15 protein-coding genes and 1 pseudogene are annotated in these 24,587 nt (G+C 61.8%); 3 read left to right on the forward strand and 13 right to left on the reverse strand.

The features are described 5' to 3' along the window. The 9 genes from A6M56_RS00470 to cadR all read right to left on the reverse strand — a co-directional run bounded on the left by A6M56_RS00470 (nt 1) and on the right by cadR (nt 14,316). Nucleotides 1–927 carry a cation diffusion facilitator family transporter gene (locus A6M56_RS00470; RefSeq protein WP_017511440.1) on the reverse strand — a complete coding sequence of 309 codons (927 nt, stop codon included), beginning with the start codon at nt 925–927 and terminating at the stop codon, nt 1–3. A 113-nt stretch (nt 928–1,040) separates the two neighbouring features. Next, nucleotides 1,041–2,297, reverse strand: coding sequence for a TolC family protein (locus A6M56_RS00475; RefSeq protein ID WP_062739609.1), 1,257 nt, complete (start codon nt 2,295–2,297; stop codon nt 1,041–1,043). Next, the gene (locus tag A6M56_RS00480) at nt 2,294–5,407 is read right to left on the reverse strand and encodes an efflux RND transporter permease subunit (protein ID WP_062739608.1); all 3,114 of its coding nucleotides are present in this window, start codon (nt 5,405–5,407) and stop codon (nt 2,294–2,296) included. The genes A6M56_RS00475 and A6M56_RS00480 overlap by 4 nt, the downstream gene beginning before the upstream one ends. Further along, entirely contained in the window at nt 5,407–6,492 is a 1,086-nt protein-coding gene (locus tag A6M56_RS00485) for an efflux RND transporter periplasmic adaptor subunit (RefSeq protein ID WP_017512748.1), read from the reverse strand. The genes A6M56_RS00480 and A6M56_RS00485 overlap by 1 nt, the downstream gene beginning before the upstream one ends. 1,205 nt (nt 6,493–7,697) lie before the next feature. Beyond that, on the reverse strand, nt 7,698–8,030 hold the full coding sequence (locus tag A6M56_RS00490; RefSeq protein WP_244190989.1) for a hypothetical protein: 333 nt from the start codon (nt 8,028–8,030) through the stop codon (nt 7,698–7,700). 24 nt (nt 8,031–8,054) lie between these two features. Continuing rightward, nucleotides 8,055–9,983, reverse strand: coding sequence for an FTR1 family protein (locus A6M56_RS00495; protein WP_012435721.1), 1,929 nt, complete (start codon nt 9,981–9,983; stop codon nt 8,055–8,057). 148 nt (nt 9,984–10,131) lie between these two features. Continuing rightward, nucleotides 10,132–13,104: a Tn3 family transposase gene (locus A6M56_RS00500; RefSeq protein ID WP_003056098.1), complete on the reverse strand. Its 2,973-nt coding sequence runs from the start codon at nt 13,102–13,104 to the stop codon at nt 10,132–10,134. A gap of 2 nt (nt 13,105–13,106) precedes the next feature. Next, complete coding sequence (locus A6M56_RS00505; RefSeq protein WP_001162010.1) at nt 13,107–13,664, reverse strand: recombinase family protein; 558 nt, start codon at nt 13,662–13,664, stop codon at nt 13,107–13,109. A gap of 232 nt (nt 13,665–13,896) precedes the next feature. Further along, entirely contained in the window at nt 13,897–14,316 is a 420-nt protein-coding gene (gene cadR, locus A6M56_RS00510) for a Cd(II)/Pb(II)-responsive transcriptional regulator (RefSeq protein ID WP_005303894.1), read from the reverse strand. Nucleotides 14,317–14,401: 85 nt separating this feature from the next. Between cadR and A6M56_RS00515 the strand changes: the two genes are divergently transcribed. The 3 genes from A6M56_RS00515 to A6M56_RS00525 are packed head-to-tail and all read left to right on the forward strand — an operon-like array spanning nt 14,402 to nt 19,860. Further along, a complete protein-coding gene (locus A6M56_RS00515) occupies nt 14,402–16,807 on the forward strand; it encodes a heavy metal translocating P-type ATPase (protein ID WP_005303896.1) in 2,406 nt (801 codons plus the stop codon). After that, nucleotides 16,804–17,895 (forward strand): signal peptidase II, encoded by a 1,092-nt coding sequence (gene lspA / locus A6M56_RS00520; protein WP_102079433.1) that lies wholly within the window; start codon nt 16,804–16,806, stop codon nt 17,893–17,895. Before A6M56_RS00515 ends, lspA begins: the two co-directional genes overlap by 4 nt. A gap of 18 nt (nt 17,896–17,913) precedes the next feature. Continuing rightward, on the forward strand, nt 17,914–19,860 hold the full coding sequence (locus A6M56_RS00525) for a cytochrome c/FTR1 family iron permease (protein ID WP_005303902.1): 1,947 nt from the start codon (nt 17,914–17,916) through the stop codon (nt 19,858–19,860). Between the two features lie 87 nt (nt 19,861–19,947). Here the strand turns inward: A6M56_RS00525 and A6M56_RS00530 are convergent, their stop codons facing one another. The 4 genes and pseudogenes from A6M56_RS00530 to A6M56_RS00545 all read right to left on the reverse strand — a co-directional run bounded on the left by A6M56_RS00530 (nt 19,948) and on the right by A6M56_RS00545 (nt 24,465). Further along, nucleotides 19,948–20,562, reverse strand: a complete 615-nt coding sequence (locus tag A6M56_RS00530; protein ID WP_005303904.1) for a recombinase family protein — start codon at nt 20,560–20,562, stop codon at nt 19,948–19,950. Between the two features lie 60 nt (nt 20,563–20,622). Then, complete coding sequence (locus A6M56_RS00535) at nt 20,623–21,840, reverse strand: TniQ family protein (protein WP_102079432.1); 1,218 nt, start codon at nt 21,838–21,840, stop codon at nt 20,623–20,625. After that, nucleotides 21,837–22,745, reverse strand: coding sequence for a TniB family NTP-binding protein (locus A6M56_RS00540; RefSeq protein ID WP_027011230.1), 909 nt, complete (start codon nt 22,743–22,745; stop codon nt 21,837–21,839). Before A6M56_RS00540 ends, A6M56_RS00535 begins: the two co-directional genes overlap by 4 nt. A gap of 2 nt (nt 22,746–22,747) precedes the next feature. Further along, a pseudogene (locus tag A6M56_RS00545) lies at nt 22,748–24,465 on the reverse strand (TnsB C-terminal domain-containing protein). Nucleotides 24,466–24,587: the final 122 nt, after the last annotated feature.

The raw sequence follows: 24,587 nt of genomic DNA on the forward strand, positions 1-24,587 counted from the left end.
TTAGGTCGGTGCCTCCACAGGGTCCACGTGGGTCATTACGTTGAGCACATCGCGGCGCAGCATGACGCGGCGCCGCGCTTCCAATGCAATGTCGTGGCCTTGTCTCACGTTGGCACGCGCATCGACTTCCAGGTGGACATCGACCAGGATCATGTCGCCCATGCGGCGGGTCTTGACGTCGTGTACGCCGTGCACGCCCGGCGTTTCCAGCATCGTTTGGTGGATCGCCTCAACGGTTTCCTGGTCGACGGCACGGTCCATGAGATCGTGCAGCGCCTCCCACCCGAAGTGCCAACCCATGCGCGTCACCATCAGGCCGACGATCAGGGCAGCCACAGGATCAAGCAGGCGGTAGCCGAACACATTGCCCACAATGCCGAGCGCCACCACCAGCGACGAGGCGGCGTCCGAGCGTGCGTGCCAGGCGTTGGCGACCAGCATGCTGGAGCGCACACGCTCGGCAACGGCCAGCATGTAGCGGAACAGCAGCTCCTTTGCCGCCAGCGCCCCGAGAGCGACCCACAGGCCGATGAGCTTGACTGGCTGAATGGCCTCGGGGTGCTCCAGCTTCACCACTGCATTCCAAAGCATGCCGACGCCGACGGCCAGCAATAGCAAGCCGAGCACTAGCGACGCGGCGTTCTCGAAGCGCTGGTGGCCATAGTGGTGAGTTGCATCCGGTCCTTTCTGGCTGTGGTGGCTGGCAAACAGCACAACGAAGTCCGAGATCAAATCGGACAACGAGTGGATGGCATCGGCCACCAACGCCTGGGAGCCGGCCAGGATGCCCGCCACGACTTGTGCAACGGTCAAGCTCAGGTTGACGCCCACGCTCACCAGCGTGGTGCGCCGTGCGGCTGCCTGGTTGGTCGCACTGTCTTCGGTATCCAGGTCGATCTTGAGATCGAGGTCTTCGGGATGTCGCATGATTCATCTACGTTAGGACACGTGGAGTACGCCGCTGCTTCGGTCGTTGCGAACGCACCCACGTTGATGGTTATCGCTATCTATTCATGGGGCATGTAAGGTGTTGCTCAAGATCAGTCATCGAAATCCCACATGCGATGCAGATCCAGCTGGAGCCGGCTGTCCGCCTCCAGTACGTTCACCCGAGCGAGCCGCTCGGCCAACACTGCGTCGGCAAGGCTGCGGCGTGCCACCAACAGCTCGGTCAAGCCGGACTCGCCGGCGCGAAACGCGCGGGTGGCGCGATCGGCTGCGCATCTCTGTAACGTAGCCGCTTCGATCTGTGCCTGCGCGGCTCCCCCTTTGCCTTGCAAGTCACGATAGAGCACGTCGAATTCCGCACCCAGGCGTCGTTCTGCACCGAGTCTGCGGCGAGCTGCAGCTTCCGCATCGGCCGCGGCCGCTGCTGCGGCAGTACGGCGATGCGCAGAGCCGAGCGGCATCGCCACGCTCACTCCCATGATGCGTTCCGCACCACCACGCTCCACCGATACGAACATGCCGACGGTGGGATCGGGCCGGCGCTCCAGATCTGCACGCTTGGCCATCTGCTGTGCCTGCACCTCTTCCGCCATGGCAAGCCGGTACTCGTGGCTGTCCTGTATGTACTGCGTGCGCAATCGTTCCGGTGGGTCCTGCGGCAACACAGGCAGCGCGGTGTCAGCGGCCATCATGGGCCGGGGCAACCCCGGAAAACGGGCCTGCAGTTCCGCCTGCGCGGCCTGTTCGGCTGCAGCGGCCGTCGCCAGTGCGGCTTGCATGCGAGCCTGGTCAGCTGCTGCCAGTTCACCGTCCAAGCGCGAAGCGTCACCCAACTGGACCCGGCGGGCCGTCAGCGTCGCCAACTCGGCCGCAGCCCGGGCATTCTCCTGAGCGGCCTGGCGTGCTTGCCCTGCCCGCACAGCAGCAAACCACAGCGAGAGGATCTGCCGCGATGCTTCGTGGCGTGCGTCCTTCACCGCAAGTTGCCCAGCCTCGGCCGCCGCATCAGCAAGCTGGCCATCGGCTTGAGCCTTGCCCCACAGCCTCAACGGCCGCTCCACGGCGATCTGCCCTTCGGCATGTCGCTCAGATGGATCTCGGACCTGACGCCCCTGTCCGATCGCTCTCACCACAGTCTCGGCCGTCCCCGCTCGAATGCCTTCGGCACGGGCCAGCGTGGCATCGCGCCGGGCTTCGGCCGTCATCACCTCGGGCGATTGCGCCACCGCTTCACGCACCGAGCTCTCAGCGGGTAGGTAGCCCGGCGTGTTCTGCGCTTGCGCGGCGGTGCCGCAAAGCAGCATCACGCCGGCTCCGGCCAATGCGAAGCGAAACATGTTCAACCTCATTGCAAATCTCCCTGCCCGTCGGCCGTCCGGGCCCGGGGCATACCAAAGCGTTCAAACAGCAAGGGGAGCAGGAGCAGCGTCAGTGCCGTCGAAGAAAGCAACCCGCCCGACACTACGATCGCCAGCGGGCGTTGAATCTCCGACCCTGGCCCGCTGGCCAATAGCAGCGGAATCATTCCCAGTGCGGTAATGCAGGCTGTCATCAGCACCGGCCGCAGGCGGTCTTGCACGCCCACACGCACGGTTTCCGCCATGCTTGAGCCCGACTCCAGCAAGGTGTTGAAGTGCGAGACCAGCACCACACCATTGAGCACCGCGATCCCGAGCAGCGCGATAAAGCCGACGGAGGCCGGCACCGACAGGTACTCGCCCGATATCCGCAGCGCGGCGATGCCGCCTACGAGGGCAAACGGAATGTTCGCGACGACCAGCACCGCCTGCCGCACCGAGCGGAACGTGAGCATCAGCAGCAGAAAGATGGCGCCCAAGGCCAGCGGCACGACCAGTGCTAGACGCGCCGCCGCACGTTGCTGATTCTCGAACTGGCCGCCCCAGACAACACGCAGTCCTTTCGGCAGCGTGCTGATGCTGCCAACCGCACCCTGTGCTTCCTGCACAAAGCCGGCCAGATCCCGGCCTTCAACGTTGGCCTGGATCACAGCAAACCGGGCTCCGTCTTCATGATTGATGCGCACCGGCCCGTCCACGCGTTCGATGCGGGCCAGAGACGAGAGCGGCCAAGTTTTGCCATCTGGCGCCGTCACCAGGAGGCCGGTGAGGTTCTCCGGCGCTTGGCGCAGGCCCGCTCCGCCGCGCAGGATCAGCGGTGTACGCATAATGCCTTCGGGCACTACGCCAATCCGGTCACCTTCGATCAGGGCTCGCAACTGCGTTTGCAGGGCATCTCCGGTAAAGCCAGCGTGGCCGACTGCCGCGCGATCCAGCGAGACCTTCAGGTACTGCACACCACTGTTGCTGGGCGCGATCACCTCGGCGGCGCCACGGATGGAGCGCACCTTGGCAGCAATGGCCTGTGCGGCCGCGTCAATAGCGGCGAGATCGCTGCCGAAGAGCTTGATGGCGATATCCCCGCGCGTACCGGTCAGCATCTCCGACACGCGCATCTCGATCGGCTGCGTGAAGCCATAGATCACGCCGGGAAAGCGCTCCATCACGTGACGAATGGCTGTCGCGATGTCCTCCTTGCTGCCGCGCCACTGGTCCTTGGGCTTGAGCACCAGGAAGGTGTCGGTCTCATTCAGACCCATCGGGTCCAGGCCCAGGTCGTCGGAGCCGGTGCGCGCCACGATGGAGCGGATCTCGGGCACCTCTTTGAGCAGCGTTTGCTGCACGCGTTGGTCCAGGTCCAGCGATGCTGCCAGGGAAACAGACGGCGCCTTTTGCAACAGCACAATCAGATCGCCTTCGTCCATGGTCGGCATGAACGTCTTGCCGACTGACATGTACAGCACCACGGCCACGACCAGCGCCGCCCCCGCCACGCCAAACACGATGCGGCGGCGCGCCGTGGTCCAGGCCTGCAGGCGGGCAAAGCCACCCGCCACCTTGCGCATCAGCCAAGGCGCCTCATCCGCATGCGCGAGCAGCAGCATGGAGGCCAACGCCGGCACGACCGTAAAGGCGATCACCACAGACGAGGCCAGTGCCAGCATGATGGTCAGCGCCACCGGCCCGAACAACTTGCCCTCCAGCCCCTGCAATGACAACAGCGGCAGGAACACGATGGCGATGATGGAAACGCCGGAGAGCATCGGCACCGCAACGGTAGCCACTGCGTGACGGATCACGGCCCCGCGCAGCGCTGGATCGGTCTTGTGGTCTTGGGCACGCGCCATGGCGGTCTCAATGTTCTCCACCACAACGACCGCCGCATCCACCAGCATGCCCAGAGCAATGGCCAGTCCACCCAGGCTCATCAGGTTGGCGGTCAGGCCCACGTAGCGCATCAGCAGGAAGGTCGCCAGCATCGACAGCGGCAGCGTGGCCGCCACCACCAGCGCCGCCCGCACACCGCCCAGGAACAGGTACAGCGTGATGACCACCAACACGCTGGCTTCAATCAGCGCACGCACCACCGTGTTGGCTGCGCGTGTCACCAGCTCGCCACGGTTGTAGAACACGTGTGCCGACATGCCCTTGGGCAGTTGAGGGCCAAGCGTGTCCAACCGTTCCTGTACCGCCTCGACCAGCTTGCGGGCATCGCTGCCGCGCAGGCCCAGCACCAGCCCTTCGACTACCTCACCGTTGCCATCCTTGCTGACGGCGCCGTTGCGGGTCGCCTCACCCAGCTGCACGGTGGCCACATCGCCCACGGTGACGGCAGGGTTGGACGCCGGACTCTGCGCTGGCACCACGACAATCGCTCGCAGATCGTCGAGCCCGCGCACGCCGCCTTCCACGCGGACCACCCAGTGCTCGTCACCGCGATCAAGCCGGCCCGCACCATCGTTGCGATTGTTGGCATCCAGCGCCTGGCGCAGCTGCTCCAGCGTCACCCCCCGTGCACGCAAGCGTGCCGGATCGGGCGTTACCTCATAGCTGCGGACCTCGCCACCCAATGCGTTGACATCGGCCACGCCAGGAACGGTGCGCAACGCCGGCCGGATGACCCAGTCCAGCACTCGGCGCCGCTCCGCCAGCGAGTAGCCGTCGCCCTCCACGGTGAACATGAACATCTCGCCCAGCGGCGTGGTGATCGGCGCTAGGCCACCCACGGCTGTCGACGGCAGGTCGCGGGCAAGACCTGCCAGGCGCTCCGACACTTGCTGGCGTGCCCAGTAGACGTCCACACCCTCTTCAAAATCGACCGTCACGTCGCTGATGCCGTATTTGGACACCGAGCGCACGATCGTCTTATGCGGAAGGCCGAGCAGTTCCTGCTCGATGGGCGTCGAGACACGCTGCTCGACTTCTTCCTGCGTCATGCCCGGCACCTTGAGCACGACCTTGACCTGCGTCGGCGAGATATCGGGAAACGCATCAATCGGCAGGTTCAGGTAAGCCCAGACGCCAGCGGCAGCAAGCACGCCGGCCGCGATCAGCACCAGTACACGCTGGCGCAAAGAAAACTCAATCAGGCGGGACAGCATCATTGTTCTCCCGCCAGCAAGCCCTTGAGTGCACCGACGCCCGCAACCGCTACGCGTGTCCCTGTGGGCAGATTGGCGCGCACGACAGCGACGGCGTCATCCGTACTGGCAACGGCGACCTCCTGGAAGCGGAAGCCTTTGTCGGTGGCGACAAACACGCCCGGAACGCCGGACACGTAGGCCAACGCGGCCGCCGGAACCCGCACCAGCCCCGAGGCGCCCGCGCCGGTAGCGCCGCGCAGCTTGAGCGTGACGTTGACGCTCTCGCCGGCACGCAGATCGCCACAGCGCTCCAGCGACGCCCGCACGCGCACCCCTGCCGTACCGTCACCCGAAGGCGCAACGCCAATGACCGTACCGCTTGCACCACGCGCCACGATCTCGATGCGGTCGCCTATGGTTGGCACAGGCACATCGCGGCCAACCAGCAGGTCCAGCTCCAGCGCAGCCGGGTCAACGATCCGGAAAAGCGGCGCGGCCGCTTCAACTCGCGCCCCCGGAACAGCGTTGACCTCCGACACCACGCCGCCATGATTCGCGATCAGTTGCGCTTCGCCGCCCGCGCCAGCGAATGCGATACCTGCGGAAGCCAGTTCGGCCCGGCGCGCCATGGCCATGGCGTTGGCCTCAGCGGCCCGCGCCTGCGTTGCCTGCCAGCGGCTTCCGGCGATGATGCCGTCATCAAAGAGCGCCTTATCGCGGGCGAGCGATTGCTGCGCCAAACGCGCCTGCGAGTTGGCCTCCGTGAGCGCGCGGCTCGCTTCAAAGAGCTGCGGGCTCAGGAAACTCGCCAGCGGTTGACTCGGGCGGACGGTCTGCCCCAGTGACACCAGCGCGCGAGGCACCACGCCCGCGTACGGAGCCGCCACCACATATTGCGCATCCGGCTTGAACACGACACGTGCGTGGGTGCCGACTTCCAAGCCCCCAGAAGCTGCGACCGAGCTAAAGCGCACACCCAGTGCGCGCGCCTGTTCGGCCGACAGAGACACTGCCTGTGCCGCCGGTTGAGCAGTAGCCCAACGCACAGGAAATGCGGTCAGTGCAATCGATGCGCCAACCACCACAATTCGTTTGAGAAACATGCCTGACTCCAATCCACGAAGGCAACGCTGTCGGCGTCATCCTCCAACTGCGTCGCCTCCCGAAGCGGCACGAACACCGACTGCGGCGTGGCGCTTCGAGGCGACGCGAACAAGAATGTAGGAACAGTGGATGGCCAGCGGATAGCAATGCAGCTACCGCCTTGTGGCGTCGAGCGAACGTGATGGGTCAGAAGCCAATGCTCCTAACGAATTCATGATCGCTACGGTGGGCGTGATGGGGCTGTTGCAGATCAACTCAACGAGTGTTCTGCTGCACCGTGACGCGCGTGCCGTCCGCCTGCTTAGGATCAGCAGGCCGGTGGGGGAGCCTGCGCTGGAGGCGTTCGATTGATGCGATCGCGCCAGCGCGCGCGAATTGGTGCTGGCCGAAAGACTGGGCGTGATATGGCTGAACAGGCAAGCGCTGCCAGCAGAAGAAAGGTGAGTGCCGATAACCCAGGCCCCGCAGCAGCCCAAAGAAATCCGGCGAGATCCGATGGACCGATCGAGGGCTCTACATCAACCTCAAAGGGTTCCCTGCTCGTCAGAGCCAGCTCGCGATCAAGAGCATACCCCTCATGCGCGGAGGCTCGATGATGGGAAGATCCGAGGGATTGAAAATGAGAATCAACCGCGCCAGAAAGCGCGGTGTGCACGTGCAGGCCAGTCTGTTTCGGAATTCCGAAATGGCCGTGCAGAAGTGGGCTCAGCAGCTGCAGCAACACGATAAGAAGCAGCAACACAGCCCGAAGCGAGATGCTTAGGGTTGCACGTGACATGCGCGCATTGTAGCGCATGGCATCGCGTTGAATGTACTGATGGGAGATGCTGCCGTACTAAGGCGTACGCAAACGTACAACGTAAGCGCGAATTTAGCCAAACGTAGCCCCCAGTCGGGAGGCGGCAGATGATTGTGTCCATCACTATTTTGATGGACACAATTCATGACGCCAGAAGACCTGGAGGACTTGTTGCCGTTGAAGGTTCTCCATGTGGGGGCGAACGGCAAACGCACCTTTGACCCACGAGGCAACCGAACCTATCCGTGAAGAGCTCCCCTCTATAGCCCCTCTCCATTTTTTTCGGTTGCCACGTTTCTGCAAGCCCGGTAGATGGGATTCAACGTGTTCCGTTAGCTCTCTCAGAAAGACTGTCTCGTCAACTCCAGCTGCCTCTCAGCGCACCAACCAGCCACCTTTGCTGATTCAGTAGCGTTCCTGCCCTGTAATGGGCGACGCCGATGCGCTTGGCGATCTGATACGGATTCGTGCTGCATGACGCCGCAAAATCCGATCTTGATCGGAAATTCCCTTTTGAATCATCGCCTTAGGATCATTCTGGCGAGAAATACACGAATCCCGGCCAACCCTCTTGATGGAAAGCGTCTGTGCGTGCTCAGCCAGATAGCGTGCAACGCTGTCGGCGCTGGCCGGCAGGAAGCCACCCCACTCTTGCTCGAAATGACGGATGGCGGACTGATAGCTGCGCCGTGTGTGATCGCGGGTCGCTGCCTGCAGATACCTGTCGATATCCGCCATTGAACTCTCAAATCAAGGTAGCGACTACGCTTTGCTCGATGCCTTCTGCGATCGGAGGTTATACGCGAAGCTGAGCACAATGATCAGCAAGATCGCCACCTGTGCGATCACCGTCTGCATGGACGGGTAAATCCCCAGCACGTCAATACGCGGCATCGAAATCGGCGTGATGTGCAGAAAACCAACCTTCTGCAACGCCGCAACGCCCTTGCCGATCAGCACCACTGCCAGGACCGCGACCAGAGCCGAGCTGAAGGCAAAGAACTGGCGGATCGGCAGGCGCGCCGAGGAGCGCAGCAGCACGACGGCGATGATCGCCAGGATCGCAATCCCGGAGCCCAAGCCGGCCAGCAGGTAGATGCCGTTCCCTTCGCTCCACAGCGCGGCGTAGAACAGCACGGTCTCGAACACCTCGCGGTACACCGTCACGAATGACAGCACGAACAGCATGATCGCCGAGCGCTTGTTCAGCGCGGAGGACAGCTTCTGCTTCACATAGGCCTGCCAGCGACCGGCCAGGCTCTTCTGGTGCATCCACATGCCCACGCCGAGCAGGACCACGGCCGCAAAGATTGCCGAGAAGCCTTCGGTCATCTCGCGGCTGGCACCGCTCAAATCCACCAGGTAGGTAGCGACGGCCCACGTCAGTCCACCGGCGGCCAGCGCAACAATCCAGCCGGCATGGACGTATGGCAGCACGTCGGTGCGTTCGGCCTTCTTCAGGAAGGCCATCATGGCGACCACGACAAGCAGTGCCTCCAGGCCCTCGCGCAGCAGGATCGTCAAGGCGCCCAGGAACGTCGACAGCGGGTCGTTGGTGCCACCCAGTGCATCCTGGGCTTCAGTCAGCATCGTCTGCAGATGCTGCGCGATGTCCCGTACCTGCTCGGCCTGACCGGTAGTGATCGCGTTGCGATACAGGCCCATCATTTTTTCGATGTCCTGGAACAGCGACTGGTTCTTGGCGGCCAGGGCCGGTTCGACCGGCTCGAAGCCGTCGAGGTAGGCGGAGAGCGCCAGGCGCGAGGCAGTCGCTTTGTCGCCCTGGTCGAAGGCGGCTACGCTCTCTTTGAGCTTGTCCTTGGCGATTGCGAGACTGTCTGCGTTGGAGGCGTTCAGCACATCCGGCGCGCTTCTCAAATAGGCGGTCAATTGCCGCGCGGCATCCGGGCTGATCGTCTTGGCCAGCAACGCTTCTGGCGTCTGGCTGAGCTTGGCGAGCGTCGGCACCGCGCTATGCAGCTCCGGGCGGGATGCCCACAATTTGGCGCCGGCTTGCCGGTCCGCATCGGAATAGGACAAGGTCGACGCAAAATAGGCCAGTGCCCAGCGATCATCGTCAGTGAGCTGCGCGAAGCTCGGCATCGAGGTGCCCTCGACACCGCGCGTGATGATCTGCTGGAGGGCGAAGACGCTGCGCTCCTGGGCGCGCTGATGATCGGCCAGGGCTATGGGGGGCGGGCTCAGCTTGGCGGCCAGCGGACCATCGGCGTGTCCGGTGTTGCCATGGCAGGACGCGCACTGGCTTTGATACAGCGTAGCTCCATGCTTCAGGTCGGGCACCTTGCTGGGCGCCATCGGCACCGGGTAGGCGGCCAGCAAGCTGTCCGCGAGCTTATGCGCCTGTTCACCGACGACGGTGGGTGCGGCCTTGTCGGCGATGAGCGTGCGCAACGCGCCAGCATCCTTGAGCAAGGCTTGCGTCTGTGGCCCCGCCGGCAACTCGGCAATCTGGCGCTGCGCCGCATGCGCAAACTCCTGCATTTCGGCGTACTCATCGGCATTGGCCACCTGGCCGTCCTTGACGGAGCGACCGTAATCGACCGCCAGATAGTCGAGTAATTGCCAGACCTGCTTGGTCTTGTCTTGAGTGGACAGCGTGTCGGCGTACGCGCTTGAAACCGATGTCAGCAGGTAGAACAGGATGAGGGTGACGACGCGCTGCAGTTGCATGAAGAGCCTACCGGCGAAGCGGGAGAAATGGCTTTAAATGAGAATGATTGTAATTCATGTTTCGTGACGCAGATGTCGCGCTGGTCAAAAAACATGCGGCCGAAGGGGTCACATAGGGGTCGTCTCAGAAAACGGAAAATAAAGCACGCTAAGCCGGTGGCAGCGGTCGCAATGGCCTGAACTTCCCCGCACCGACCTTGGCACTGCTGCGCCATAGGTAATCGCCGGTCAGGTTGATATGCTCCCACCCCAGCGGTGACAGATATTGCAGCAACGTGTCGTCCAGCGCCTTGCCGTGGGCACGCAAAGCACTGGTGGCACGCTCCAGATAGACCGTGTTCCACAACACGATGGCCGCCGTCACCAGATTGAGGCCGCTGGCCCGGTAGCGCTGCTGCTCAAAACTGCGGTCGCGGATTTCACCCAATCGGTAGAAGAAGACCGCCCTGGCCAGCGCGTTGCGCGCCTCGCCCTTATTCAGCCCCGCATGGACGCGGCGGCGCAGCTCCACGCTTTGCAGCCAATCCAGAATGAACAGCGTGCGCTCGATGCGCCCCAGCTCGCGCAGGGCGACGGCCAAGCCGTTTTGGCGCGGATAGCTGCCGAGCTTGCGCAGCATCAGCGAGGCCGTCACCGTGCCCTGCTTGATCGAAGTGGCCAGCCGTAGGATTTCATCCCAATGAGCGCGAATAGCCTTGATGTTCAGCCTGTCGCTGCTAATCATCGGCTTGAGTGCATCGTAGGCAGTATCGCCCTTGGGAATGAACAGCTTGGTGTCGCCCAGGTCGCGGATGCGCGGCGCGAACCGGAATCCCAGAAAGTGCATCAGGCCGAACACATGATCGGTGAAGCCCGCCGTGTCGGTGTAGTGTTCCTCGATACGCAAGTCAGACTCGTGGTACAGCAGGCCATCGAGCACATAGGTCGAGTCGCGCAAGCCGACGTTGACCACCTTGGCGCTGAAGGGCGCGTATTGGTCGGAGATATGGGTATAGAACGTCCGCCCAGGGCTACTTCCATACTTCGGATTGATATGCCCGGTGCTCTCTGCCTTGCTGCCGGTTCGGAAGTTCTGGCCGTCCGACGATGACGTGGTGCCGTCGCCCCAGTTTCCGGCGAAGGGTTGTCGAAACTGTGCGTTCACCAGCTCGGCCAGCGCCGTCGAATAGGTTTCGTCGCGAACGTGCCAGGCTTGCAGCCAAGACAGCTTGGCGTAGGTGGTGCCAGGGCAGGACTCGGCCATCTTGGTGAGCCCAAGATTGATACCATCAGCCAGAATCGTCGTCATCAGCAAGGTTTTGTCCTTGGCCGTGTCGCCGGTCTTCAGGTGTGTGAAGTGGCGCGTGAAGCCCGTCCATTCATCGACCTCCATCAGCAACTCGGTGATCTTGAGGTGCGGCAGCAACATCGCCGACTGGTCAATCAAGGCTTGCGCGGCGTCTGGCACCGCTGCGTCCAGCGGCGTGATCTTCAGGCCCGATGCAGTGGTGATGATGGCATCCGGTAAGTCGTTGGTCGCCGCCATGCGGTTGACTGTGGCGAGTTGCGCCTCCAATAATTCCAGTCGGTCATGCAGATATTGGTCGCAGTCGGTGGCCACGGCCAGTGGCAATTCGCTGGCCAGCTTCAGGGTGGCGAACTTCTCGATCGGCACCAGGTATTCGTCGAAGTCCTTGAACTGGCGCGAACCCTGCACCCAAACATCACCAGAGCGCAGTGCGTTCTTCAGCTCCGACAGGGCGCATAACTCGTAGTAACGCCGGTCAATACCCTCGTCGGTCAGAACCAGCTTTGCCCAGCGCGGCTTGATGAATGCGGTTGGCGCATCGGCGGGCACCTTGCGCGCGCTGTCGCTGTTCATGCCGCGCAGCACGTCGATGGCATCGAGCACACCCTTGGCGGTGGGCGCGGCGCGCAGTTTGAGCACGTCCAGGAACTGCGGCGCATAGCGGCGCAGCGTGGCGTAACTCTCGCCGATATGGTGCAGGAAATCAAAATCGGCAGGCCGCGCCAGCGTTTGCGCCTCGGTGACGTTGGCGGCGAAGGTGTCCCACGGCATGACCGCTTCGATGGCGGCGAACGGATCGCCGCCGCTTTGTTTGGCTTCAATCAGCGCCTGACCGATGCGCCCATACATCCGCACCTTGTCGTTGATCGCCTTGCCGGAAGCCTGGAACTGCTGTTGATGCTTGTTCTTGGCCGCATTGAACAGCTTGCCGATGATGCGGTCGTGAAGGTCGATGATTTCATCAGTGACGGTGGCCATGCCCTCGATGGCCAGTGCTACCAAGGTGGCGTAACGCCGCTGCGACTCGAACTTGGCCAGGTCGGCGGGCGTCATCTGGCCGCCCTCGCGGGCGATCTTGAGCAAGCGGTTTTGGTGTACCTGCCGTTCGATGCCAGCAGGTAGGTCAAGCGCCTGCCAGGCTTTGAGGCGTTCGATGTGTTCAAGCATGTGGCGCGAGTTCGGCTTGGCGGGCGATTGGCGCAGCCACGCTAGCCACGTCATTTTGCTACCATCCTTGCGCTTGAGCAGTTCGTCCAGGCGCTGGCGATGGACAGGTATCAAGGAATCGGCCAATGCCGCATGGATGCTCCGGTTGGCACGGGTAATGGCCTCGGCGCTTGCGCGCTCGATGGCATTCATGGCGGGTAGGATGATGCTCTGCCGCCGCAGGTTTTCAACAAGGGTGCTGGCCAGCACAATGCCTTTGTCTGTTTGCAAGGCCAGTTCGGTCAGTGTATGCACGGCTTGCCGGTAGTGACTCATGGTGAAGGGCTTGAATCCAAACACCGTTTGCAGCTCGACCAAGTGCTCCCGCCGTGTCTGCTCGCGCTGGCCGTAATCGTTCCAGCTTTCCACCGGCACCTTGAGTTGTGCGGCCACCATGCGCAGCAGGGGCGGAAATGGAGGTTCATCGACGCCCAAGAAGATGCCAGGGAATCGCAAGTAGCAAAGCTGCACGGCGAAGCCCAATCGATTCGCGGCGCCGCGACGCTGACGGATCACCGACAGGTCGGTTTCGTTGAACGTGTAGTGCCGTATCAGTTCGTCTTTGGCATCTGGCAGTGCCAGCAGACTTTCGCGCTCGGTGGCGGACAGGATTGAGCGGCGTGGCATGGTCAGTCTTCCCGCAGGTACTGGTACAAGGTTTCGCGGCTGATGCCGAAGTCACGGGCCACCAAGGTTTTTTGGTCGCCTGCCGCAACTCGCCGTTTCAACTCGGCAATTTGTTCGCTGTTCAGCGATTTCTTTCGTCCCCGGTAGGCACCGCGCTGCTTGGCCAGCACGATTCCCTCGCGCTGACGTTCGCGGATCAGGGCGCGCTCGAACTCAGCAAAGGCTCCCATGACCGACAGCATCAGATTGGCCATCGGTGAGTCCTCGCCGGTGAACGTCAGCCCTTCTTTGACGAACTCCATGCGCACGCCCCGTTGTGTCAGCCCTTGGACGATGCGGCGCAGGTCATCAAGGTTGCGTGCCAACCTGTCCATGCTATGCACCACCACGGTGTCGCCCTCGCGGACGAAGGCCAGCAGCCTTTCAAGTTCGGGACGTTGTGTGTCCTTGCCTGAAGCCTTATCGGTGAATACCTTGCCGACTTCTATTTGTTCCAGTTGTCGATCAGGATTCTGGTCGAAGCTGCTGACGCGGACGTAGCCGATACGTTGACCTTGCAAGATGCCTCCAAAGGTAAAAATGTCAGGATGAAATCTATTACCCTTGACTGAATGTGTCAATAAATATAAATTCACACTCTACTCTGACGTTGTTTGTGCTCAACTGTCATTTTCAGAAGACGACTGCACGGAATATCAGAAGTCAGCCGCACGACCTTCTCCGATGCCAATTAGGCAGGCCGCTCACGAATCCAAAATCGCAGGCCAATGTCGGCGTGCGAAACAACTCATGCTATGCGTTGCATCCCGGATGATTGCAATCTGATAAACCTTGCAAGATGCCACATGCCTCTATTCGTCGAGCGCCCGAGCATTTTTCACGCAGCGAGAGCAAGTGCCGCTTCAATTGCAACAGCGCTTCGACGCGATCTTCGGTCTGACGAATATGGGCATCCAGTAGTGTATTGACGTCGCCGCAGTCCTGAGCAGGGTTATCTCGTAGGCCCAGCAGTATCCTGATTTCGCTCAGCGTCATGTCAAGCGAACGGCAATGACGAATGAACTGCAAACGCTCGATGTGCACATCGCTGTACAACCGAAAGTTGCCACCGCTTCGCGCTGGCTTTGGCAGCAGCCCTTCCTTTTCGTAGTAGCGGATGGTCACGACCTCGCACCCAGAGCGCTTGGCTAGATCGCCAATTCTGATTTCCATGCCTCAATCTCCATTTATCACTTGACTCTATAGTAACTATAGAGTTTTTAATGGAGGTTGTACAGAAGATTTGAAGGAGTTATCCATGAGTGAATGCGCTTCAAAGGCGTGTGGCTGCTCGGCTGGGCCGATCATGCAACCCACGACACAAGCCCCGCCGACAACCGGATCGGCTCAAGCGGTGTACCGCATCGAGAACATGGATTGCCCCACGGAAGAGGCGCTGATCCGAGGCAAGCTGGTTGGGCTGGCGGGTGTGGTTGGTCTTGAGTTCAACCTGATGCAGCGTACCTTGACCGTGCAGCACGAATTGCCTTCGCTGTCTCCCGTTGAACAGGCACTGAAGGCCATCGGCATGCAAGCTGTGCGCATGGATGAGGCGTCGGCTGGGCAGACAACCAAGCTGTCCATTGCCAAGATGGATTGTCCGACAGAGGAAGCATTGATCCGCAACAAGCTCGGCACCGTGGCCGGGGTTACCGGTCTCGATTTCAACCTGATGCAGCGCACGTTGTCGGTACGCCATGCTGACGGGGTTCTGCCGGATGTGCTTGTGGCACTACAAGCGCTCGGATTCGAGGCGCAGGTCGAGGACAAGGCCATGGCCGCGTCGCCATCGGCGTCCCCTGTGACAACGCAGACCAACTGGTGGCCACTCGGTATTTCCCTCATCGCCGCATCAGCGGCCGAAGCGGTCTACTGGTTCCACAACGGCAATCATTGGTCGGTCGTCATTCTGGCGCTTGTAGCGGTCTTGACGGGAGGCCTGTCCACCTACAAGAAGGGCTGGATCGCGCTCAAGAACCGTAACCTCAACATGAACGCCCTGATGTCGATTGCTGTCACAGGTGCCATGTTCATCGGCCACTGGCCCGAAGCTGCGATGGTGATGGTGCTCTTCGCGCTGGCCGAGGTGATCGAGGCCAAGTCATTGGATCGCGCCCGCAACGCCATCCGTGGACTGCTCGACCTGACCCCGGAGCAGGCCACGGTGCAACAGCCTGACGGCACCTGGCGAGAGGCAAGCGCCAAGCAAATCGCCATTGGCAGCCGAGTCCGGGTCAGACCGGGTGAGCGCATCGCGCTCGATGGCGAGGTGCTAGACGGACGCTCCACGGTCAACCAAGCCCCGATCACGGGCGAAAGCCTCCCGGTCGAGAAGTCCCCCGGCGATCCGGTGTTTGCGGGCACGATCAACGAATCCGGTTCCTTCGAGTACCGCGTTTCCTCCTTGGCCAGCAACTCCACTTTGGCCCGCATCATTCACGCGGTAGAGGCTGCACAAGGTAGCCGTGCGCCGACCCAGCGTTTTGTCGATCAGTTCGCCCGTTGGTACACGCCTCTCGTGTTCGCCCTAGCCATCGCCGTCGCACTGCTGCCCCCGCTTTTCATGGGCGCGGCATGGATGGACTGGATTTACCGTGCACTGGTTCTGCTGGTGGTTGCCTGCCCATGCGCCTTGGTGATCTCCACGCCGGTCAGCATCGTCAGCGGCTTGGCCGCCGCTGCCCGCCACGGCATTCTCGTTAAGGGCGGTGTCTATCTGGAAGAAGGCCGCAAGCTGCGCTGGCTGGCTCTGGACAAGACCGGCACAATCACGCACGGCAAGCCTGCTCAGACCGATTTTGTCGCATGGGGTCATGCACTCGCCTCGGATAGCCGCAGCATCGCTGCCAGTCTGGCGGCCCGCTCAGACCATCCGGTATCCAAAGCGGTGGCGCAGGCTGCGCAGCGGGATGGGGTTGCCTTGCTCGACGTGGCCGAGTTCAGCGCGCTGCCCGGTCGGGGTGTGCAAGGCCAAATCGACGGGGAGACCTACCATCTGGGCAACCACCGGATGCTGGAAGAGCTGGGGCAGTGCACACCAGAGCTGGAGCAGCGCATCGCAGCGCTGGAAACCGCAGGCAAGACCGTCGTGATGCTGGTGGGCGCAAAAGGGGTACATGGCTTATTCGCCGTTGCGGACACCATCAAGGACAGCAGCAAGAGAGCCATCGCCGAGCTGCATGCTCTGGGCATCAACACCGTGATGTTGACCGGCGATAACCCCCACACGGCACAGGCCATCGCCGCACAAGCCGGCATTGACCGCGCGCAAGGCAACCAACTGCCCGACGACAAACTGCGCGAAGTGGAGCAATTGTCCAGAAACGGCAAGGTTGGCATGGTCGGTGATGGCATCAACGACGCACCGGCCTTGGCGCGTGCGGACATTGGCTTTGCAATGGGAGCGGCGGGCACAGATACCGCTATTGAAACCGCCGACGTGGCCCTGATGGACGATGACCTGCGCAAGATTCCGACCTTCGTGCGCCTGTCGCGTGCGACAGCACAGGTGCTGATGCAAAACATTGTGCTGGCCCTTGGCATCAAGGCGGTATTTTTGGTGCTCACCTTCACGGGTCACGCGACCATGTGGATGGCTGTGTTCGCCGATATGGGTGCCAGCTTGCTTGTTGTCGGCAACGGCTTGAGGTTGTTGCGCCGATGAGCTGGAAACTCTTTCTCTATGACTGGGGTGGCCTGAACATCGCGTTGTTTCAAGCCATCAACACAGGCACGCCCGCCACGCTGAAACCACTGGCATGGTTCTTTGGCCTCGTGGGAAGTTACTGGACAGCGCCGCTGATGCTGTTGGGTCTGTGGTGGTGGTCGAAATCGGCTACAAACCCGGCGCGTGGTACGGCCGTTCGGCATCGCCTTATTGGTTTTAGCGCGGCCTTCTTGCTGGCGTTATTGGTCGCCACCGCCTTGAAGCTATGGTTCGACTTTCCACGCCCGCCTGCCGTCCTTGGCGACCTGGCGCGCGTCATCGGGGACAAAGAGCTTCACTACAGCCTGCCCAGCGGGCATGCCACCTATGCCGCGATGGTGGTCGGCGCGCTCTGGCCTTTGATGGGCCGCCGTGGTCGTCTCAGTTTAATGCTGTACGCCACATTGGTCGGCTGGTCGCGCATCGCGGCCGGAATGCACTTTCCGGCCGATGTGTTGGCGGGGTGGGCGCTGGGATGGAGCTGCACGGCACTCGCCGGGTGGTTGCTGCCGTTGGCCGCCCCTGTGTGGCAATCGGCCCGCCGCACATCGGCTTGGGTCTGGTTCACCGTGGCCGCCAGTGCTGTCATGACCGATCAGCTCACGAAGTTCGCCATCATCCGCACGTTTGCCTACGGTGAGCAAGTCGAAATCACCCCGTTTTTCAACCTCGTTCATGTCCTGAATCCGGGTGCGGCATTCAGCTTTTTGGCGAACGCTGGTGGCTGGCAACGTTACTTTTTCATCACGCTGGGTCTGGCTGTTTCTGCTTGGCTGGGGCGCATGCTGTGCCAGCAACGGCCACGTCTCGAAGCGATGGGCTACAGCCTGATCCTTGGTGGTGCGCTCGGCAATGTCGCGGATCGTGTGCTGCGTGGATCGGTTGTCGATTTCCTCGACTTCCATTGGCAGCTTGTGCACTGGCCCGCCTTCAACCTCGCAGATGTGGCGATCACATCGGGTGCTGCTTTGCTCATCATGCAGATGCTAACCCAAGGCAAGGCGGTGGACACCGGTGTAAATGGGAATTATAATCATTCACAATGATATAATCCGAGAGTTTCCATGACTTGCCGAGCAACCTATCGCTGGCTGATGACTTTGCTGTTGGCGACTTGCGCGTTGATTGGCGGGCCAAGCTACGCAGCCGACACCACCGAACTCAAAGCCAAACAGATTTGGCAGCTTCTGGACTACGTCGCCGTCGATTACGGCGGCGCGGTCGCCAACGGTGCTGTCCTGAAAGCGTCGGAGTACGCTGAAATGCAGGAATTTTCAGCGACAGCCGAACGTCAACTGGGAGAATTACCTGACCAGACCGACAAGGGTCGCTTGTTGCAACAAGCGACCGCTTTGCGTGCTGCGGTAGCTGCCAAAGCCGATCCGGCCAGCGTAGCAAAACTGGCGCACGCGCTGTCCAGTGCGGTGCAAAAGGCGTACCCGTTTCCAGTCGCACCGACTGCCATGCCGGTCTTAGCGAAGGGAGGGCAGTTGTTTCAGGCCCAGTGTGCGGCCTGTCACGGTCAGCAAGGGCGCGGTGATGGCCCCCTAGCGGCATCCCTCAACCCCAAGCCGACCGCGCTGGCCGATCACATGCGGGCGCGCGAGCGCAGCTTATTCGCGCTACACCAAATTATCAGCAACGGTGTCCAGGGCACCGCTATGCAGGGCTTTGGCGCGTTGTCGGATGAAGACCGATGGGCATTGGCGTTCTTTGTTGGCACGCTACCTTATACGCAAAGCGACAAGGACGAAGGAGCCAAGCTCTGGCAAGCCAACGCGCAGGTTCGCCAGACGCTCGCCAGTCTGGATGTGCTGACGCAAACATCTGAGCATGTCTTGGCGGACAGGCTGGATGAGCCTTCCGCCAGAGCCCTGACGGCCTATTTGCGCGCCAATCCGAGCGCGCTGAATATCAGCAGTCCGAAGGGCACCGCGATTGCCAAAGCCAAACTCAGTGAGAGCGTGACGGCATTGCTGGCTGACGACCGTGCAGGTGCGACCAAGCTAGCCTTGTCTGCTTACCTCGATGGCTTCGAGCCGGTCGAACCGGCGTTGGCCACTCGCAATCGGCCGCTGTTCGAGAAGATCGAAGCCGCGATGGTGTCCTACCGGGCATTGATAGCCAATGGTTCGCCTGCCGATGTGCAGACAGCGGAGCTGCATTTGCGCGGCTTGCTGGATGAAGCGGACAAGGTGCTTGCCCCCTCCGACGACGATGCCGTGGCGGCCTTCATCGGTGCGTTAACCATCTTGCTACGTGAAGGATTGGAAGCCCTGCTGGTGGTCGTTGCCATGCTGGCGTTTCTCAAGAAAGCCGAACGGAAAGACGTATTGATCTACGTGCATGCAGGCTGGGCATCCGCGCTGGCCGCAGGCGGCATTACATGGGCAGTGGCAACTTACTTGGTCGGCGTCAGTGGGGCAAGCCGGGAGCTAACGGAAGGCTTTTCGTCACTCTTTGCCGCCGTGGTCTTGCTGGGTGTGGGCATGTGGATGCACCAGAAGAGCGTTGCCGGTCGTTGGCAGGTCTACCTCAAGGAAAAGCTGTCTTCGGCGCTCAACAAGCGCACGGCATGGTTCTTGTTTTCGCTGGCCTTCGTCGCCGTCTACCGTGAGGTGTTCGAGACGGTGCTGTTCTACGCAGCGCTCTGGACAGAAGGAAATGGCTGGCCCCTGCTGGCGGGCTTGGGCACTGGCATGGGAATCCTGGCCCTGCTGGCAGTCGTGCTGCTGCGCACCAGTGCGCGCCTGCCGATTGGCCAGTTCTTCGCTGCCAGCTCACTGCTGGTGGCCATACTTGCCGTGGTCTTGGCAGGCAAGGGCATCGCAGGTCTGCAAGAAGCAGGGTTATTGCATACCAGCCCAATATCGATCCCACGCATTGATCTGCTGGGCATCTATCCGTCGTGGCAAACACTCTCAGCGCAATTCGCTGTGTTATTCATCATTGTGGTGGTTTTTACGATCAATTCGCGGTCATCGCGTCAAATGGCAGTACAAAAAAGCTGATTTGACGGCGTGAATAGGTGAATTGATGCCGCGATGAGCGCCGTCATCCTCGAATCCGTGCTGACCATGTAGAGGCCAGTTTTTCTTTTACATCTTGGACAGCAGTCGTATTCCATCTGCGCGCAATTCCCCCTTGGGAGAAATATGCCGGTACAAGGTCTGTCGCGTGATGCCGAGCTCTTGGCACAGGTCGCCGACCTTAGTTTCAGTCTGCCCCATTGCCGCCATCGCCAGGCGCAGCTTGGCGGCGGTCATCTTGAAAGGCCGACCACCTTTCCTACCGCGCGCCCGCGCCGAGGCCAAGCCCGCTACTGTGCGCTCTGCGATCAGCTCGCGCTCGAATTCGGCCAGTGCGGCGAAGATGCCGAAGACCAGTTTGCCAGCAGCGGTCGTCGTGTCGATGGCCGCACCGTGGCCGCTCAGCACCTTGAGACCGACGCCACGCCCAGTCAGATCGTGCACGGTGTTGATCAGGTGCCGAAGGTCGCGCCCGAGCCGGTCGAGCTTCCATACGACCAAGGTATCCCCTGAACGCAACGCCTTCAAACAGCTCGCCAAGCCGGGACGATCCTCGCGCTTGCCGGATGCCTGGTCTTCGTAAAGATGCGCCGGGTCGACATCGGCGGCGATCAGCGCGTCGCGCTGCAAGTCAGTGGCCTGGGAGCCATCCGCCTTCGATACCCGCATGTAGCCGATTAGCATGTCATACCTGTCACATATACGTTCGATTATGTGACAGTATGCGCCGGAAAGTTCTAACCGTCAAAAGTTGTCACTTAACCCGTCACTCTGTTTAAGACATGCAAAGGGCCCATTAGGCTCGTAATGTGACAAAAATTCCGGGGGGATGCCTTCCTTTGCAAAGGTGGTGCGCAACTGTTCCAGGGAAGCGGGATCGCGCCGACCATAGGAAGCCAACGCGAACAGCGAGCGTGCCGTCTCGGGGTCGTGCCGCGCTTCAATGATCGCCTCACTGATAGCTTGGACCGCCCGTTGCCAGTGATTGACGGGTTCGGGCTTCGGCGCTTTCGCCGGCAGACCACTGGTGAACCCGGTTTGGGGCTCGGACCAGAACAGCTTTGCATGCTCGCCTGGCGGGCTGATATCCCTCACCTCGATCAAGCTGATTGCCGTTGCCGCTGCCTCCAGCATCTGCAACCGTATTGCCGGGTTCAGGGTTTCATACGGTCGCCACAGACTTTGCCCAGCACGCAGCGGATGCCCGCAGCCTTGCCAGACTTGGCGAAGATACCCCGCGTAGGTTCCGCACGCCGAAAGCGGGGTGTTCAGCTCATCGAGCAGCGTGCGTAGCAGTCGAAACCACAAACCAGCGTGGATGCGTCGGCGCGGCAGTTCCACATGGCCGGTCGTCAGTGCCTGCCAGGTACGCCGGTCCATCACTGCAATCGCGTCGCTGGCGGTGCGCGACGCAGTGTCGGCGTTCTCCCAGCCGAGAAACCGCCCAGGCACGCCCCAATAGGATTCCAGCCAGCAGCCATGCAGCGGGCAGCTCAGCATCAGGGGCAGCTTCCATGCAAGCAGTACGGCGTGGTTTGCCGGGTCGTTCAGACAGAGCGGACAGGCGCGATGTATCGGCTGGCTGGGCAGCCAGGCACGCCAGCTCGTGATGGATCGCGTCCTACGGCGGAGTTTCGGCAGCAGCACCGAGAGCTGGAACGCATAGGTTTCCAATGCGTCTGGAATCTGATCATCAAGGCTGTCCAGTAGCCAAGGCACCCAGCCGGCGAAACTCATGCAACGCAGCCGGTCCGGCTCGATGCCGCTCCGCTGGGAGAGCATCGCCAACAGCGCCAGTGGTGGCGCGGTATCCAGGTCATCAACCTGAGCGTGACCAAGATCGTGCTCCAGCAGCTCGGACACCTCCATGTGATAGCAAAGGGCCACGCGGTTGAGCCACGAAGACAAGGCTTCGCCTTCTCTGGGGGCCGGATGCAGTGGCCAGCGTGGCGCTGGCTTCACATCAGTTCCCGCTCGAATTGCCGCCGCCGCTCGCTGGGGCCGGTGTAGTCGGCCATGCTGAGCGTACGGTGGTTGATCGCTTCCTCTCCGCTCTCCACGGCGACGATGGCCGCCGCCATCAGCAAGTGCGCCAGTTCGCCTATGGTGCCCTCGCTGCGTGTGAGCAGGTAGCGGGCCATGTCCAGCGTGGCAATCGACGAGGGTCGCCGCAGTGGAAGCGAAGCGGCGAAACTGGCCAGCAGTGAGCAGCAATCGTGATTGGCCTCCCATACCGGCAGCATCATCGGCTCGAAGCGATTTTCCAACTGGTCATCGGAGCGGATGGCCAGGTAGGCGTCGCGCGTGCCGACCCCGACCAGTGGGATGCGCAGTTCATTGCCGAGGAAGCGCAGGAGATTGAGGAATTCCCGGCGATTGACGCTGTTACCGGCCAAGACGTTGTGCAACTCGTCGATCACCAGCATGCGCACGCCGACCTTGCGCAGCAGTGCCAGCGCCAGTTGTTCCATTTCTGGCAGCCGTGGGCGCGGTCGCAATGGCGCACCCATCGCCGCGAGCAGCGCGACGTAGAAGCGGATTACCGACGGTTCGGATGGCATCTGCACGACCAGTACCGGAATGTGCTCCTGGTCGGCGTCGGCTCTGGCCGGATGCGTGCGCCGGAACTTCTCGACGATCATCGACTTGCCGTTGTTGGTCGGGCCTACCAGCAGCAGGTTGGGCATGCGTTGCTTGTTTGGCCACGCATACAGGGTTTCCAGCCGGTTCAGCGCCTCGACTGCTCGCGGATAGCCGATCCAGCGGTCGGCGCGAAGGCGATGGATGCGTTCGTCCGCCGGGAGACGGGCCAAGCCCTGGGCCGCCGGCAGCAGGTGGGACAAGTCGATGATGGGATATTCTTCCACGGCTACCACTCCTCAATCTGGTCGAACGGTTTGGCCGGCAACTGGTTGTCTGCCTGCTGCCCATCCATGTCAGCGCCCGGTGGTGGCGTGGTTTTGACAGGCGGTGCCGTTGCCTTGAGATGCTGGCGTCGATCCGCGTCGCGCCGCGCCTTGCGCGTAGCCTTCTGCGCGGTGGTAACGATTTCGCGCATCTGGCCGATCATGCGGAACAACGCCGACTCATCCACCTGTTCGCGCCCTTGCTGCCGCAATTTCGCCAGCGCCTGTCGTTGTTCCCAGAGGGTGACAGCCGGGTGCGACAAGGTACGGTAGGGAATTTCCAGGTAGTGCTGCCCCTCTGGTTCCAGCACCCATATGCGGCTGATGTCGCGCGGGTCGCGCCGGATCAGGAACGCAGGCAAGCGGTCCCGCCGAGCTATCCACGGCTTGAGCGCATCGGCGTAGTAGTGGATGTGGTCGATGACGAAGCCGGTGCGGGTCAGCGTGCGGCGGATGATGGGCAGAAAATCGACCAGAAAAGCCGTAGCGCGAGTGATGACGGTTGGCACGCCGGTCCGCGTGATAGCTTCGGCCCAGCGCGCGGCCGGCGGTTGGAGCAGGCCGTTGTGCACAGAGCCGTGATAGGTGCCGACCGCCAATGTGAGCCAGCGCTCCAGCTCGCGCAGTGTCAGGGCGGCCATCTTCTCGGAGGCGTATTCCCCGCGCTGGTCAGGATTGGAGAAGGTCGTCCCCGGCAATTCGTCGTGGATCATCTGCATCGCCGTGCCGATGATCCGTTCCACGATACCGCCGTAGTGCGGCTGCCCGAGCGGGCGATAGTCCAACCGGATGCCATGCTGCTCGCAGCCACGGCGCAGCGCCTCGCTCTTGAACTCAGCCGCGTTGTCCAAGTAGAGCAGTCTGGGCTTGCCGCTCATCGGCCAATCCATCTCTACGTTCAACCCTTCCAACCAAGGGCGCTTGTCGCAGGCGGCATGCACCAAGCACAAGCCGACCGAGACGGCGGACGGGGCTTCCAGCGTAACGACCATGCCAACCACGCAGCGGGTGAATACGTCGATGGCGAGGGTCAGGTACGGACGGCCAATCGGTTGCCGGTCGCGCTCGTCCACCACGATCAGGTCGATGACTGTGTGGTCGATCTGCACCTGCTCCAGCGGCGCGGAGACGGGTGGCGGAACACCACCAACACCTTGCAGGTCGCGGGCGGCATCTTGTCCTTCCCGGCGGTGAGTGACCTCGCGCGGATCGAGGCCGGCGATCCGCAGTGCCACCGTGTTGCGCGCCGGCACCCGCAGCTTTTGCAGCTTGCACGCCCGCACAACTTCGCGGTGGAACGCCGCCAAGCTACGCTTCTGCTTGGTCAGGAAGCGCTTTTGCAGTAACTCGCGGATGATTCGTTCGACCGACTCCGGCAAGCGGCCTTTACCTTTGCCACCGCTCGACTGCCCAAGAGCCAAGTCAGTGACCAGCCCCGAACCTAGCCGGGCACGGCGGATCAGGACGTAGACCTGCCGCCGGGACAGCCCCAATGCCTGGGCTGCCGCGTCGGCCGCTTCATGCCCAACGTCTCCGACTGCGCCAACGGCCCAATGATCTCCGCACGACGACGCGCACGCTCCCATGCCTGTTCTGGCAGGGTGGCCACGCCGTGCTCGGTAATCGGTGCGGTATCGGTCGCCATGCTCACCTCGCTTTGGTGCACACGAGTATTGAGCATAGACGAGTTTTGTGCAGAGGAATCCTGATATCGGGTTATCAGGATCCGTATGCACAACAGGCTTCAAACCGCGCTGAATGGTGCAGTCGTCTTCTGAAAATGACATCAGGATAGGGTATAGC

It is taken from the genome of Ralstonia sp. RL (assembly GCF_001683835.1).
GTDB lineage: Bacteria > Pseudomonadota > Gammaproteobacteria > Burkholderiales > Burkholderiaceae > Ralstonia > Ralstonia mannitolilytica.